The organism is Lutimonas sp. (assembly GCF_051011215.1).
GTDB lineage: Bacteria > Bacteroidota > Bacteroidia > Flavobacteriales > Flavobacteriaceae > Lutimonas.
Map to the genome: position 1 here is coordinate 17,658 of NZ_JBPCUJ010000159.1, position 15,863 is coordinate 33,520.

The 15,863-nt window shown below is 34.8% G+C and carries 16 protein-coding genes; 1 reads left to right on the plus strand and 15 read right to left on the minus strand.

Annotated elements, in window-relative coordinates; genetic code table 11:
* Positions 1 to 26: 26 nt before the first annotated feature.
* From ACR2MV_RS15100 to ACR2MV_RS15110, 3 genes are all read right to left on the minus strand, one after another.
* Positions 27 to 1,751 (minus strand): amidohydrolase, encoded by a 1,725-nt coding sequence (locus ACR2MV_RS15100; RefSeq protein ID WP_434022971.1) that lies wholly within the window; start codon positions 1,749 to 1,751, stop codon positions 27 to 29.
* A gap of 286 nt (positions 1,752 to 2,037) precedes the next feature.
* The gene (locus ACR2MV_RS15105; protein WP_434022973.1) at positions 2,038 to 3,270 is read right to left on the minus strand and encodes an acetamidase/formamidase family protein; all 1,233 of its coding nucleotides are present in this window, start codon (positions 3,268 to 3,270) and stop codon (positions 2,038 to 2,040) included.
* Positions 3,271 to 3,515: 245 nt separating this feature from the next.
* On the minus strand, positions 3,516 to 3,695 hold the full coding sequence (locus ACR2MV_RS15110) for a hypothetical protein (RefSeq protein WP_434022974.1): 180 nt from the start codon (positions 3,693 to 3,695) through the stop codon (positions 3,516 to 3,518).
* A gap of 351 nt (positions 3,696 to 4,046) precedes the next feature.
* On the opposite strand from ACR2MV_RS15110, the gene ACR2MV_RS15115 reads away from it, so the two are divergent.
* The gene (locus tag ACR2MV_RS15115) at positions 4,047 to 4,817 is read left to right on the plus strand and encodes a hypothetical protein (RefSeq protein WP_434022976.1); all 771 of its coding nucleotides are present in this window, start codon (positions 4,047 to 4,049) and stop codon (positions 4,815 to 4,817) included.
* Positions 4,818 to 5,009: 192 nt separating this feature from the next.
* Here ACR2MV_RS15115 and ACR2MV_RS15120 read toward each other — a convergent pair whose 3' ends face one another.
* The 12 genes from ACR2MV_RS15120 to ACR2MV_RS15175 all read right to left on the minus strand — a co-directional run.
* Positions 5,010 to 5,456, minus strand: a complete 447-nt coding sequence (locus tag ACR2MV_RS15120) for a DUF1572 family protein (protein ID WP_434022978.1) — start codon at positions 5,454 to 5,456, stop codon at positions 5,010 to 5,012.
* A gap of 164 nt (positions 5,457 to 5,620) precedes the next feature.
* Positions 5,621 to 6,508 (minus strand): hypothetical protein, encoded by an 888-nt coding sequence (locus tag ACR2MV_RS15125; RefSeq protein ID WP_434022980.1) that lies wholly within the window; start codon positions 6,506 to 6,508, stop codon positions 5,621 to 5,623.
* The gene (locus ACR2MV_RS15130) at positions 6,505 to 6,954 is read right to left on the minus strand and encodes a hypothetical protein (protein WP_434022982.1); all 450 of its coding nucleotides are present in this window, start codon (positions 6,952 to 6,954) and stop codon (positions 6,505 to 6,507) included. Before ACR2MV_RS15130 ends, ACR2MV_RS15125 begins: the two co-directional genes overlap by 4 nt.
* A gap of 97 nt (positions 6,955 to 7,051) precedes the next feature.
* Positions 7,052 to 7,507 carry a hypothetical protein gene (locus tag ACR2MV_RS15135; RefSeq protein ID WP_434022984.1) on the minus strand — a complete coding sequence of 152 codons (456 nt, stop codon included), beginning with the start codon at positions 7,505 to 7,507 and terminating at the stop codon, positions 7,052 to 7,054.
* Positions 7,508 to 7,509: 2 nt separating this feature from the next.
* Positions 7,510 to 8,601: an SMP-30/gluconolactonase/LRE family protein gene (locus ACR2MV_RS15140; RefSeq protein WP_434022986.1), complete on the minus strand. Its 1,092-nt coding sequence runs from the start codon at positions 8,599 to 8,601 to the stop codon at positions 7,510 to 7,512.
* Positions 8,602 to 8,680: 79 nt separating this feature from the next.
* On the minus strand, positions 8,681 to 9,256 hold the full coding sequence (locus ACR2MV_RS15145; protein ID WP_434022987.1) for a Crp/Fnr family transcriptional regulator: 576 nt from the start codon (positions 9,254 to 9,256) through the stop codon (positions 8,681 to 8,683).
* A gap of 561 nt (positions 9,257 to 9,817) precedes the next feature.
* Positions 9,818 to 10,285, minus strand: a complete 468-nt coding sequence (locus ACR2MV_RS15150) for a DUF2846 domain-containing protein (protein WP_434022989.1) — start codon at positions 10,283 to 10,285, stop codon at positions 9,818 to 9,820.
* Between the two features lie 299 nt (positions 10,286 to 10,584).
* Positions 10,585 to 11,022: a cupin domain-containing protein gene (locus ACR2MV_RS15155; protein ID WP_434022990.1), complete on the minus strand. Its 438-nt coding sequence runs from the start codon at positions 11,020 to 11,022 to the stop codon at positions 10,585 to 10,587.
* A gap of 154 nt (positions 11,023 to 11,176) precedes the next feature.
* On the minus strand, positions 11,177 to 12,091 hold the full coding sequence (locus ACR2MV_RS15160) for an MBL fold metallo-hydrolase (protein ID WP_434022991.1): 915 nt from the start codon (positions 12,089 to 12,091) through the stop codon (positions 11,177 to 11,179).
* A 90-nt stretch (positions 12,092 to 12,181) separates the two neighbouring features.
* Positions 12,182 to 13,876: an amidohydrolase gene (locus ACR2MV_RS15165; protein WP_434022993.1), complete on the minus strand. Its 1,695-nt coding sequence runs from the start codon at positions 13,874 to 13,876 to the stop codon at positions 12,182 to 12,184.
* 160 nt (positions 13,877 to 14,036) lie between these two features.
* The gene (locus tag ACR2MV_RS15170) at positions 14,037 to 15,263 is read right to left on the minus strand and encodes an alpha/beta hydrolase-fold protein (protein ID WP_434022994.1); all 1,227 of its coding nucleotides are present in this window, start codon (positions 15,261 to 15,263) and stop codon (positions 14,037 to 14,039) included.
* An 84-nt stretch (positions 15,264 to 15,347) separates the two neighbouring features.
* Positions 15,348 to 15,863 (minus strand): DUF4139 domain-containing protein (locus ACR2MV_RS15175; RefSeq protein WP_434022995.1); only part of this gene is annotated, 516 nt, incomplete at its 5' end.

Here is a 15,863-nt window from a genome sequence, read left to right on the forward strand (position 1 = left end):
TAGAGAAATTAGAAAGAAAATTACTCTTATTCAATCTTCTCGTAAACTACTTTACCATTAAAAATAGTCATGACGATTTCAGTATTTAAAATCTGATTTTCATCAACAGTCATCAAATCTTGATCGTAAATTGTAAAATCAGCAAGCTTACCAATGCTAATTGAACCTTTAATGTTTTCTTCGAAGGCCCCATACGCAGCATCTAACGTATACGATTTTAATGCTTGTACCCGGGTCATTTTTTGCGCTGGTTCATAACCACCTTCAGGAATTCCTTTAAGCGTCTTTCGGCTTACACTGGCATAGAAACTAGCTATCGGATTAATGGGTTCAACTGGCACATCCGTACCATTAACAATAGGAACACCGCTTTGTAATAAATCCTGCCACATGTAGGCACCTTCTTTGATTCGTTTTTCTCCTAAACGGTCAATGGCCCATGGCCTGTCCGACGACATGTGCACTGCCTGCATTGCAGGAATTACATTTAAATGTGCAAAACGAGGAATATCATCTGGGTGTAAATGTTGCGCATGTTCAATACGGAATCTATGATCGGCTTCTAACATAGACATTTCAGTGAAGGCAGATTCATAACGATCAAGAATTTCTCTATTCGCACGATCTCCAATAGCATGTGAACAGACTTGAAAATTGTTTTTAAGCCCTTTTATGGCCGTTTTATGTACAAAATCCATCGGAAGTGTTTCGTGGCCAAAGTGATCTGGACGATCTGCGTACGATTCTAAAAGCCAAGCACCTCTTGATCCTAAAGCACCATCGCAATTTAATTTTACAGAACGTATGGTAAAACGATGATCCGGATCTATCCTTGGTCCTTTCTCATACCATTCATTTAGTAATTCTTCATCCCAGCCGGTAAGCATGGCATAAATTCTAATTTCCATTTTCCCGGCCAACTGCATCTCATCATATAATGCGATGGTTTCTTTTGAAATACCAGCGTCATGAAAGCTTGTGATACCATTTTTATAACAGGCTGCAATAGCTAGCTTAAAGGCTTGAACATCTGTTTCTGGTGTTTTTTCCGGAATATGTTTAGAAATTATAGATTGAGCACGTTCATTGAAAATGCCCGTTGGATTACCAAATTGATCCACAATAACTTCTCCACCTTCTAGATGAAAAGCATTAATTCCTTCTTTGGTAAAACCATTAAAACCTGCAATTTCCAAAGCCTTAGCATTTGCGAAGCCAGCGTGACCGCTGGCATGTCTTAAATAAACGGGGTTATCTGGTGATATTTCACTTAGTAAATGATGTGTCTGAAATCCTTTAACAACGTTTTCAGGCAAACTATCCCATTTACTTTGGTGCCAACCTCTACCAATAATCCATTCGCCTGGTTCAGATGTTTTAACTTTCTCAGCAACGGCGTCTATAATATCCTGATAGCTATTTGTATTCATAAGGTCAAGCTCTAATTCATTATAGCCTAAGCCCATAAAATGTCCATGACCTTCAATTAAGCCCGGAGTCATTGTCTTATTTTTTAAATCTATGATCTCAGTTTGTTCATTTTGATATTTTTTAGCTTCTTCAAAACTTCCTGCAAAGACAATTATCTCATTTTTTGTTACAACTGCTTCTACCGTTGTTTGTGCAGAATCAACCGTATAAATGGTCCCACCATGAATAATCATAGTACCAACCTCTTTTTGAAAATTAGAACATGAACCTAAAAAAAGGCAGGCTATTACTATATTTAATGTATAAAATCGCAGTTTCATGATATTTGTAATTTGTTTTCGTAAGTTAAAAAAATTATTAATAATCGATCTGAAACTTGTCTTGAGAAATGGAGAAACTGTTGTTTGTTATTAATTACAATTAATTTTAAACCAAACTGTAAGCATGGCATAATTTGTTGCCGAAGTTTTTCTCGTCTGTTTTTATTTAAAGAATTTTATAATTGGTGGTTGGTTTGATTATGATAAAGTAGAACGGTGCTGCTAAACTGTGTTTTAATCCATTTTACAAAGTGCTATACCCAGTTTTAAATGCTCCATTTCTTCCTTAATCTTTTACAAAAATATCCAATGGAAGAATTGCCGTTACACCAACGTTCGGTACATCAACAAGCTGGCCAATTCTTATATCAACAGCCACTGATGCAATTAAATAGGATTCTTCTCTGGTGTACCCATAAGTATGGCTTATATAATCTATCATTTCAAGGAGTGCATTTTTGGCAGCTAAAGAAATGTCTTTGGAAAGATTCTCAAGCTGTGGAATTTTTTCAGAGGCCAAATATGCAATATCTGAAGGAATATCTTTACGGTTCTTAAGTGGGAAGCCTGTTGTTGCATAAAAACGTTCGGAAGGGATATTTAATAAATCTGACGAACCCTCAAAATGAGGTCCTCTTTCAAGTTTTGGACCATCTTTCAGTACTTCGGTGGTCACAATTACAGTCGCATCCATTTCAAGAGCTGTTCCTGAAACTTCTCCATCACCTTGGATATAATGTGCGTCTCCAATGGCAAGGCCACAACCGGGTAGTTCGCAGGGCAAGTAAATAGTTACTCCCTCCTGCAGATATCTAATGTCCAAATTGCCTCCTTGTTCCCTTGGAGGTATTGTCCTTAAACACTCTTCTGAAAATGTACCATCTTCACCGCAAATTTCAATTGGCGATGCATGGGTTGCATAAGGCATCATTACAGATCCACCTGCCTTGAATAGTTCGCTTTCTCTCGCTCGTATTTTCGCATGTTGCTCAGTTCCCGGCAAAACAGTTACAATACCGGGAAAGCTGCGATTGGGCAGTCTGATTCCTGGAAGGTCATCGGACATTGCATATTCGGAATTTAACTTCCACTTTACAGAAAGTGTATTTCCAAATTCATCAGGTAGGAAACCGCCATCTGTTAATGTAAAGGCCCATTCTCCGGGAATTATTTTATGAATAGTCACTTTTAACAAATCCCCTGCTTCGGCACCTTCTATATGGACAGGACCAGCCATTGGATGAACAGTTCCCCATTCAGGGTCATCCATTCGCGGATCTTTTGGGGCATCAGGGCTAAGATCTACATCATCGCAGTTCCTGCTATTAAAATAAATGGTGTCTCCTGGTTTTGCAAAAGACGTCATAGGAATTGATGGATGAAGTCTGTTGATACAATTAGGATCTTCAAGACAATTCAAAGCGTTGTCACCAACTGCTATTACATCCTGAGCCTGGATATAAAATGGATAAAGACCTAAAAACAAAAATAGGATTAGTCGTTTCTTTATATGGAGCATAACGTTCTTGTGTTGGGGTTCGTTGTTGAATTTACAGTTTTGTTGAAGCTTTGAGGTCGAGTGCGCCGACATCTTGCCGCAAAGGTGCTCGAGGCATTTGATAGCGTAAACAAAACTGCATGTATTTAAATTCCTTTGTAGCATTATTTGAATTTCTTTGTTTGACTTGATCTTGATGCCATAACTAATTATTGCCCCTGTTGGCGATTCGCTTATCCCGATACTATCTTCACTGCTTTATGTTTTCATTCTTTTTCAGCACGATTAGATGCAATCATCGCTAGAATCAATAATACCATCGAAAACACTCCTAAATAACTTCCAGAATTATTTCCCCAACTCAAATCCTCAAAATCTACTATTGTTAATTGCACAATAATTAATACAACTGCAAGAGCAATTAATCCAGATCTATATTTTTTCATATTACATCAATTTTTTAATGAAGTACATCGGTTTGGCTACGAGCAGTAGCTCAACCAAGTTAGTTTATGGGTCATATGTTTAACAGCGGTCTCGTTTATGATTTCGTCAGGTCTTTCAGCATCTAATTTAACAAATACAAACCGAATAGAAAATCGGCGAGACACGAGCATGAAATTCGAACTGTCCCGAGCAATTATAACAAGTAGTTGAGTACTGATAATGAATTATTCACCTTGTTCCTTTTATATACTTTTTTGTGAGGAGGAACAATTTAATAAAAAAACATGTAATCTTTTCACACTAATTGTCGTCCTAATTGGAAATATATAAACTTAGTTTAAAAGATAATTATGAAATTTCCAATTAGAAGAATTCAAGGAGTTGTTAGTATAGTCATGCTATTTATGCATAGTCTTCATGCTCAAATTTCCAATGATGAAGAATTGTTTAAAATTTTAAAAACAAAAGACAGCTTGTTTTTTGAAGTAGGATTTAATGAATGCAATTTGAATGTCTTCAAAGAATTATTACCTGAGAAATTTGAATTTTATCATGACAAAGACGGTATTACTAAATCCAGGGAAGAATTTATAAATACATTAAAAACAAATGTGTGCAATGCAGGAGAAAACAATATCAAGAGGGTTTTAGAAAAAGGCAGTATTGAAGTGTTTCCATTGTATAATAATACTGAGTTGTATGGGGCAATCCAAACGGGAAGGCATTCTTTTGGCAGCACGATTGCCAGATTTACAAACCTGTGGCTTTTAGACGATGGAAAATGGATGCCTGCAAGAATTATGAGTTATGACCATAAAATGAATACTTCTCCTATAGTTTCGAATGTAGAGTTTATAAAATTATCTCCAGAAGAAATGTTAGTTTATTTGGGGAGTTATGAATTCTCGCCAGATTTCATTTTATCTATAGTCACGGAAGGAGATAAAATTTTTGGTGATGCTCAAGGTCAAAAGGTTGAAATCAATTATTATGGAAATCATAAGTTTTTAGATACCAGTCAAACAATGAAGCTTAATTTTATTGTAGATACTGCAGGAATTGTAACAGGATTAAAGTTGATAAGTCGTGATAGAGAAATGATGGCGATAAAGAAGCATTAAACAAAATGAAGTTCCTCATTCAAATCTTTAATTAGAGTTGCTTTTCAACCTTTTACCAACGATTTTACACAACCGTCAGTTAGAGGTTAAATCAACAATTATTTTCGGTTTATCTAAAACTACAACGATGCTGAGTGGATTCGAAAAAAGTGAATTCGTGGTGATTCCTGTTATACAACATTAGTGGAAATATTATTCATCTAACAGTCTTCTATGATAATTTATTTGTCCAAGATGATACGTCAAATGTTTTATCAAATGAACCAATAAGTATTCATTTGTTTCCATTTTAGAGAACTTTAAAATAGGATAATCGTTTTTCAATTCTTCGTTTGTAATAGAGCCCAGTGATTTTTTAACCATTTCAATTGTGGTATGAATGCTGTTGATCAATACTATTCTTGAAACATTTTTTTGAGAAAATTCAAGTTCTCTATTTCTAACATAGTTTGTTTTTCCAATTTCTTTTCCGATAAATGTATGTAGGTTTCCAATTAAATGTAGGGTTAAATTTCCAGCTGAATTCGAAATATTTTTTTCTATTCGCCATAAATTTTCCTCCTTTTTATAATGTTCTATTTCAGCTATTAATTCGTTTAGCCCACTTTCAAAAAAGTCTATTAATTCGTTTTTATTCATTTGTTAAGTATGTCAATTTTCACTAATATATCAGATTCATTTTTGTCCTTAGCTCTATAAACTATATAGATTCAATTAGGCAAATTACGGCTAAGGGCAAGTAGATAACAACTTTCGCAAACCATCAAGCGCCATATTTGTCATATACAATGTCAGCTCCTTTTTTACCATCTGCTCACAACTTTTACTTTTGTCACAGGGTTTTTATCTCCTCTCGGATCTATCGCAACATTTTCATTTACATTTACGAGTATCGGAATCCCTGACTCTTTTAAACATACATCAATGTTGTTGTCATTATCAGCTAAGTCGGCTAATTGGTATGGTGATACACGAATTGTGTCTGTTCCTTGAACCATGGTTACTTCAAAACTATTTAATTCACTTCGACCAAGTTCATCCCCGTTTAAAGCTCTTACACCTCCGGACCAAACAACACGGACAACCATTTGTGTATCCTCTCGCGGGCAATCACAACCTCTGCCTTTTTCAATATAAGGATAGTCTTTATCAAATGTGAAATATTCAGCATAACTCAGAATGGGTCCTTCTTCCAAGGGTATTACACGAATATGCTGACCTTTGTAGTTTTGACCGGAACGACTCGTTAAGTCTCCAACAATTTTTACCGTTACGGGTTCATTATCTGGATGGTCTCCATAATCACCTATCAACAAGACAGTCCTGAGTTCAAACTCTTCATTTGCGGGGAGCAGTGTCACATCATCAGGAATATGGGTATTGCCTTTTTCAGTGGTAATCTCGAAATCTGAAGGCTCCAACATTTTTGGATCTACCTCTTGTGAAAACACTACAGGCATACCATCTTTGCCAGGAGCATTCCAAGACAAGCCAATAGCAGCCCAAGGTAACGCGTTATCAAGACCAAAGAAAGCAGTGAGTATATGTGCTTCTCTTGTTTTGTCAATCGCTGGAATCGATTTTGATAATTTTATCTCCGGAGCTTGAAGGCGAATAAAAAGGATTCCTAGGATGATCATAAAAATGATACAACCTCCAATGGTTAAGAAAGGTCTTGATAATTTTTTCATAGCGAGGGTTTTCTGAAATTTATTGACAACAGAAACAAAATAATAGCTAAAGGAGGAAAAATATAATTGATAATTGCTCCCGGAGCTGTCCCGATGGTTTCAATTGGTTTGAGAATTCCTAATACCAAACGCAGAACATACTCAACAAAGATAAATAGGTACATTAACGGTATTAATGATTTATATCTCCAACTAACAATAGCATAAAAAATCCCCATAATGAGTTGCGATAAACCCCAAAGCGAAAAAATAAGTATCACCACACTGGCGCCTTCAATACTAAAAGTATCCAAGGGGATTGTCGCTATGCTTTGAGCTCCTCCGTCAGGAGCAAACATATGGATGAGGCTCCTTACAATAGTGATAATTGTAAACAGGTAGAAAAAATACAACGCTATCTTTCTACCTCTATAATTGTTATTAATTTCTTTTGGTAAAACCTTCATTGTTATTTGATTTAATTACAGCCAACGTATCTGCAAAACACAGCAGCGGCATAATGCCCCCTATTGATTTTATCTAATGTTGTGCACGTTTTTCATTTTAACTTTTAATCAATAAGAGTAAGGAACATCCAAAGGCTATGAATTCAAAACAAATTCTACCCCAATGCCAATTTTCCCATCTTATTAATTCGAGAGGAAGTTCATCATTTGATAGACTTCTTTCTGCAAAGCTCTTATTTGAATTTTTGAAAAACATAAAATATGTTGAAAAAAATGCAACTGTTGAGAATCCCATTAATCCAAAAAGTAATTGATTTTCATCTGAATGGATAATATGATAGCCCACTGTTATCAAAGGTATGAAAGTAGAAACAATTGTCAGAGGGGAAAAAAATTGATAGATTTTTTTGCCATAAGTTTTATGAAGTTCGAAGAAATCATCTGCTGAAAGTTTCTTCCAATAAGGAACAAACAACATCGCTTCAGCAATTTGAGCGCCTAAAAATATTCCCAAGATACAACTTGATAAAAAAAGAAGAATTTCTGAAATCATCGTTAATTGAGTTTTGATTTTGAAACATAAGAAACGATATCTCCTCCTAAATATAAGTGTCCATTGTGTTCAATAACAGCACCTGCCTCCGTTACAATTTTGCCTTTAGAATCAAACAAGGATTGTAATATTTCACCTCTTTCTGAAACTTCCAAGACCATCCCAAATTTTTCGGGTTTAGGTTGAACAAAGGAAGGCAAGCTATAAATGATTTTTTTCATTCTTACTTTCGGATGAATTTTATCCAATTGTTCATTTCGCTTAGTAGTAAAACCAACCCAGTAATTTCCGTTTTCACTTTTGGAAATATTATTTGGAAAGCCTGCTAAATTATCAATAAAGACTTCTGATTGTCCCTTTTTGTCACCCTCAATCCAATATTTCAATATTCTATATTTTGAGGTTTCGGAGACTAAAATAAATTCTTCATTTGCAGAAATTTCTAATCCATTGCCAAAGTAATTTCCTTCAGATATTGTAGTGGTCATTTTTGTTTTAGGATTATATGAATAAACGCCTCCGGTTGGTTTCATTTCTAAAATTAATTTATTGACATATTTCCAGGAAGTTTTATCAGTGGAAGACATGTTTGTAAAATAAATGACTCCATCGGAAGCTATTTTTAATCCAGTACCCATTAGAATTGGTTTTCCTTGAGGCGTTTTTGTAAGCAAGGTATCAATTGATTTGTTTGCATTAATTTTTATCAACCCAACATCATTCATTAATGCTATCAATGCTCCATTTTTATCAAACTGCATTCCTGTAACCCAATTATTAGTTACTAAAAATTCTTCAATCGAATCATCCGGGCTTATTTTAAGAATAGCACCTGAAGAAAAATCTTTTTTGCCTTTGTGTACCCCACAAAATATATTACCGGCTTTGTCAACCGCAAATTCCTCAGCTCCAAAATATCCCAAAAGGTGAATCTGAGAAGCATTTGTCAGTTTCTCATTTAACGAAATTTCCCCCTTGAATTCAGTTTCTGGAGATGGATTCCAAGCTTTTGGTTGAATGGCACAGTTGCTAAAAAGCATAATGAGTAAGCTTGAAAAGAAACCCATGTAAACAATTCTATTTTTATTTGTCATGATGATAAAATTTTGATTTTTAAAACATGACAAAGTTCTAGCATTAAACGCTACTGGTCATTTACATATGTAAACGAATTTAGGATTGTTTCATCTTTCTTCGAATTCTGCTTAATTGAGTAGGAGAGATTCCTAAGTATGATGCAATATAATATTGAGGAATAATGGTTTCCAGAGCAGGAAAACGTTCTCTCATTATCAGATACCGTTCGTCAGCATCTAATAACGCCATTTCAATTTCTTTTTGTTCCTTTTCTAAAAAATAGTATTCTGCTATTCTTCGACCTAATCTTTCTAAATCGTGAAATTTATCATACAACTTTTCAATTTTTGAGAAATCAGCAACGAATACTTCGCAATCTGTCAAGGCTTGTTGAGCTATATTATTAGGTTGTTTTGTAAGCAACGATGTGTAAGCTCCAATAATCGAAGGGGCAACAAAGAACTGTTTGCTATACTCTTTTCCTTCTTGATTTAAAAAATAGGCCCTTACTATTCCTTCCTTCAAAAAACCAATCTGCTTTGCAAATTCTCCCTCACGAGCAAAATATTCATTTTTTCGTAATTCAGTTAGCTGAAAGCACTTCTCCAATTCTTTAAAAGTAGCCTCTTCAATTTTACAAATTTCATTTATGTACTCTTTGAATTCTTTCATTTTTTAAATGGTGTACAACGGCCAGATTATGAGTAGTTGTGTGTTAAAGAACTAATTTAATAAATACAAACCGAATAGAAAATCCTCATGGATTATATTAAATAAGCGCGCAGTAGCAATAAATCAGTTACGGTGTTCATCCATTATCTTAAAAATGTCTTCCCCGAGCATCAAGTTAGGCCCTTCATTAACATAATCTGTACTCCAGTTGGCAGTTCCCTGAGCATTACGACTAGCAAGGTAATAGTTGTAGCAACTTTTTTCGTTTTTTAAATCTTTCTGTAGTTCGTTCCACCATAAAACCGATTGAGCAAAATAATATGCTAAGGTTTTATCTTCTTTCGCAAAAGAGATTTGTTCCTCTGGCTCAGATGGTAACTGAGAAAAACCTGAAAGGGCAAAAATAAAAAATAGATGTAGGAAGACTATTTTTTCATTTAATTACAGTTAACGTTTGTTATGTGAGCCTTTTTAATTGCTTAAATAAACTGTTTGGACATATTTTTGCTAAACTATCATTTCGTTTAGATTAATGAATTGTATATTAAATTTTACCATCAATTATTCAGGTATATAGGAACTGACCAATAATTTGCAATTATTTAGTTCTTTCTGGCCTTTATTAGAATCTACTTCTTTTATTGTGACCCTACCATTATTTATTCCCATTCTGGCATCTTGTCTCACAAAATATATCTGACCAGCTTTGACATCTATTTGCACAACAGCAGAACTTTCACCGGTGGACGATGAAAACGTATAAGTTCCTGGTTTCAAATCCCATTTGAAAAATGTACCCGGACCCGTTCCACCAGCATCCATAGAATTAATTTTCACAATTAATTGTCCTGCTGCTCCTACTGCCCTTCCTGTTCGATAGAGATAAACTGTTCCTTTATCTGCAAGGGCATTGAACGATTTTGCTTCATTACTTTTACTTTCAGGAGCTTTTGAAGTAGAAGCACAACTTCCAAGCAGGAGAGTTATTAATAATATCGGTAACAGCCGAAGTAATCTTTTTTGTATCATACTATTTTATAATTAGTTTGTTAGTAATCTTTTTATGTGCTCTAACGGTGTAGGGATGAGCAGCAGCTCTCCACTAATGTTGGTGATATTTTATTTCTTTCCAATCTGATTTTCCTTTTAAAGACGGATTGAAGCCATTGCTTATACCCGTTGTTGGTAAGGGTTATTTTATTGTTCATCATTCAGTTTTATCCATTTTAGTTGCGTCTTGGGATATCCGTCTGTAATGGGGCTCAGGATGAATGTGTCTCCAGAAAACAAGTATTTTCTTTTGGCTAATGTTGGCAAAAGTATTTCAATTAGATAAAACTTATGTTATACTTACCACAAATTTCAACAACTTTTTCTGGATCTGGAGGACCAGCTGGTAATACTGCTAATTCTTCGAACATATTTTCAAGCCCTGCTGGAAAAATGCTTAGCATAACTTTTGCTTTTTGATCTCCTACTACTTTAAATGAATGTGGAATGCCTCTTGGACAAAATATAAGATCTCCTGAATTCAATGTTGTCATTTCTTCACCAATTGTAATTTCAATCTGTCCTAGTAAAACGTGAAAAACTTCGTCTTCGTCCTGGTGAACATGAAGAGGTATTCCGGTTCCGGGATCATTATTCTGTTCTATCAATGAGAATTGTCCATTAGTGTCTTTAGCAGAGAGTTTAATGATCTGATTATCACCTAAAACATTCAACTTGCGACCTGCATCGATTTTTACAATTTTTGAATTCATCATTTAGTTTTAATTTTATGGTTGCCAACGATCTCGATTAAAATCTAGGAAGCTTAAAATCCAGAGGGTTTTTAGCCTAGTACAAATGTTAGTTGGTTTTATTTGAACTTACTTATTCTTTAAAGTTAGTATAAATTTCACACAGTGTTATGGCCAGTTAATTAATGGGGTAAATTATAAAATTTTTATGTGCTTTTTTAGTTGGTTTATCTCCTAAATTGTTAAGTGATGATTGAAGTGATTCTAAGTCTTCGACATTTAAGGGAAGCTTGTGCTCTTCAGGATGATTGGTTGAGCCCATTGGAAAGTCAACACCGTCGGTTGAAGTCATTTCAATGTGATTTCCAAGGATATATTTAATCTCATGTTTCTTTGAAAATTCAACCAGTCGATTAACACTTGTTTTAAAAGAAGACCAATCCTCAACATAAAGACGGCCAGGGTAAAATGTATCACCTGTTAGTAATAGCTTAGATGATGTATCATATATTGCAATTGATGCTTCCTGATGTCCAGGTATTGGAACAATCTTTAAAATTCTGTTTCCAAGTTCAAAATCAACAATATCAGTAGGCCAACTTGTTAACTTAAAGAAATCGATAACATCAGTTTTTTCAAGACCAACTATGGTTGTATTTGCTTTTTCTTTAAACTGGGTATCTGCAGAAAAATGATCTCCGTGTTTATGCGTATGAGCCACAATTAATTCTATTTTTTTATTTTGCTGTTTTTGCCAAGTATCTACAATAATATTAACTGTCTTATATAATGGGAAATATTCTTCTTCCCTTGTAGCTCCTGTGTCCATCAATAATGCTTTTTTTTGACCTAAAAATAAAAACATAAATGGAGCCTCATAGTTAGTGCACATATTTTGCCTTAAGATCCAGGTGCTTTCGTCGTATTGAACTACTTGTATGGGTTCATCAGTATTTTTTTCGCAATCCTCTGAGCCGTGAATCCAATTTTGTTTATTAAGATCGGTTTGCCCAATCGCTGAGATACAAAAAACACTAGTGATTAAGACTAAGGTTAAATAAAATGTAAAACTCTTTTTCGTTTTTAGTGTCATATATTCTTTTGGGTTAATTAGCCAACGTTTAGTGCATGGTGCCTATCCCAAAGGGTATGCACTATGTCCTAAACACTATGTTGTATGCTGCTATTTTAAATTAGAGAAAACCTCTTCGCCCTTAATAACTGTTTGAATAATTTCTGTTGCATGAATTTCTGTTGGGGGAATTTCTAAAAGGTTATGATTTAGTAAAATAAAATCTGCAAATTTTCCTTCCTCAATTGACCCTGTCACATCATCTACTTTTAAGGCCCAAGCAGTATTTATTGTGTAGATTTCGATACAATCCTCAACAGAAATTGCTTGATCTTCATTGAGCTTGCCGTTTTCTGGTTTGCCCGGGAAACCACGTGTAATGGCAGCCTCCATACCCCACCAAGGCCAGAAGGTAGCAGCAGGTGCGTCTGAATGATTAAAAATCTTAATACCCGCTTCAAGGCGATTCTTATTATCATACATTCTCTTTCTTGTTTCAGGCTTTAGCATTGGAAGTACATTTTCAATGTTATAACCAATAGGTGCATTTAACTGTGGCCAAATTGTGACTGCAATCTCATTCTCAGTTAAACGCGAGAAGTCATCAGGATAAATCAAACTGGCATGGTCGATTCTATGCCTTAAATTATTGTTTCCTCTTTCCTGAATAACTTTTTCATATCCATCTATAGTGGCTCTTACCGTTCCATCACCAATTGCGTGAACTATCACTTGAAAGCCTGCGTCATCTAATTCCTTCATGTATGCGGCAAACTCTTCTGCTGGGATTACTGGACGTGCCTCATTATTTGGATCTAGATAACCGTCTACTAACACCTCAGATGCGGATTCAATGGCACCACCCATTCCTAATTTCACCCCCTTTTTGCCTGGTAAATCATGCTCTCTCCACCATTTTTCAAGTGTGTCAACAGGCGTTAATTCAGGCGTACCAAGGTTTCCTTTGAGGTAAAGCATAGCATACTGTTTAATCTTGCCCTCTTTATTCAATTCTTCATACGCTTCTAAATCCCCTTCAAAGACATAAGCATCACCAAACATGGTAACACCTTTTGAAAGAGCGTCATCTAACATTCTAGTATAACCTGCTTTCTGCACTTCTTTGTCCAGAGTAGGTAATACCACATCCAAAAACGGGTTCATAGCACCTTCTAACGCCACACCTGCCAAGTCACCATCTGACGTTCTACTGAAGAAAGCCTCAGGGGTGTCTTCAAAGGATTTATCCACACCTACAATTTCCATCGCTTTTGTGTTGAACCATGCTCGATGTCCGGATTCATCTTCTATCCAGGCAGGTTTATCGGGTATCAACTGATCTAAGAATTCTCGTGTTAAGGTTTCTTCAGACATTGCAGGAGTCGTGTAACCCTGTGCTACAAACCATTCTCTATCTTCAGGGTAATTAGCTATTCCTTCTTTTAGAGCTTTGATAATTTCTTCTTCAGTGGGCTCGTAAAAAGTGCCTGGCAAAGCGCAGAAGGCACGCTTTGGCATAAGCAGTGCGGGATGAATATGGGCATCGCCAATTCCTGGCATTACAAATTGCCCTTTTAGGTCAAATACTTCCGTATTTGGACCTTTGGTGGCTTCAACCTCATCGTTAATTCCAATCTTAATGAATTTTCCATCTTTAATGGCCATCGCTTCTGCCCATGGTTGTTCATTATTTACAGTATAGATTTTTCCATTTAGGTATACCGAATCAGCATAACCTTTAGTGTCTTTTGAAGTGCATCCAATGAATAGAAAACTAAAAATAATTATGGTTACAAATAATCTCATAATTCATTTTTTAATTGCATCCAACCTATTGGGTATGGTTAGTTGCTTGGTTAAGCAACTAATTTAGCAAATAAATCACAGATAGAAAGTCCGCGAGGACTTTCGTAGGTAGGCGAGTACGAGCAATTAATTAAACATGTTGTTGGCACTTGTTATTATTTTAGTCAGATTTGCTTTTCGATAACTTTTTAGCTTTTCCGTAGTATATAGAAGCTTTTCTTTTATCCAGAAGCGCGTTATAAGAATCACCTAATCCTTTGAGAGGTCTTTCGGCATTTGGGTGTTTTTCTGCAAGAAGATTAAATATCTCGATGGATTTATCGTATTGTTTATTTGCTAAATAAAATTCTGCAATCAAACAAGACCGGTTTATTCTTATTCTTTCGAGAAATCCCGTTTTCTCAAATTCATTTACGAGTATGTTAAACTGCTTATATTCATTTGCTCTTATGGCATTTCTTGTCAAACTAAACATTGTCCAATCAGAAAGTTTGCTGGAAAACCCATATTCTAAAGCTCTTTTTTTGTAGTATTCATTTACATAATTTAGTCCACCTGCGTTTGTAAATTCTTCAAGGTTATTGAATTGTAATTCAGGGTAATATTGATAAAAGTTTTTTACACCAGAATAGATAGTTGAATAAGGTGTAGATCGATGTTCTTCATTTTCTAATTCTTTATAAGTCCAGTTCAAGGTTTTAGAAGCTTTCAGTTTTAGCAAGCTATCCAATTTTTTAATCCCAACATTAACTTGATTTTCATTTGGGCTTACCGAAAAATATAACATTTTATCAGGAATCATTTTTTTTGAAAGAAATTTATCTAATTCACTAATTTTGTTTGTCAAAGGGAAAGGGCTTGCAACCAAATAAGCATCGAAAAGATCGGATCTGTCAATCATAGTTTGAATTACAAAACTTCCACCATATTCCCAACCAAATATTAAGCGTTCATTTGAAGTTCGAAAATTATTATCAACAAAAGAGATTACATCTTCTTCGATAAATGTCAAGAATTTTTTTTCTTCATCACTAAAATGCCCAAACCTATCAGGGTATTTGTTTGTAATTCCTACAATGATAAATTCCGGTGTCTGTTTAAATTGAGTAAATGATTTTAATAAGCTTACACCAAAAGGGAATAATCTTTGACCATCAAGTAGGTATAAAACAGCGAACTTTTCATCTGTTTTTTCATAACTTTCAGGTATAAATATTTGAATCTGTCTGTCTTCTTTTAAAATTTTTGACTTGATAGTATAGTTTTCACCTAAAGTGTTTTCGGAATGTATGTTTTGGGAATTTATACTTGTGTTGTAATAGAATATTGATAATAATAAAATTATTTTTTTTATTGTCATTTTAAATTGCTCTTGAATTAATTCCAAATCTATATTTCAGATAAACATCAGTTGTTAAATTGTTATTAAAAGAAGAACATATCTAATAAGTGATAACTTACTGGGCATAGTTCATTCGATAACTAGGTTCCTGTTTTTTGGATATTTTACTGAGTATTTGATCTCAATTTCTTTTTGATCATTTGAATCAATAGTTAGGTCCCAACTTACCTTACCTGAATTAGAATCAATCTTACCTCCTGACTTTTGTTCAACTTCTACTTTGATGTCATCCATTCTTGATACGGGAATCTGATCTATTAAAAGCAATTCAATCTGTTCAGATTTGTTATTTCTAACAGAAATATTCCAATGTTTAGATTCTTCTTTTCGACTACCAACCATCTTTTTTGATGAGTAATCACTAATTATATTTCTATCAACACGTACACTTTTGTCTTGACCAAGGGATATTTCCAATGTATCTGATGAATATCTTGTGTCCAAAATGGTCTTGCCAACATAGGTTTTCTCAAAGAAAATGTTAGCTTCACCTTCGAGCATATTATATTTTTGCCAATCAACAAGAGATGCGATAAGGTACGCTGCTTTCTCCACCTTTGGCACACAATAATATTGATAGGATGC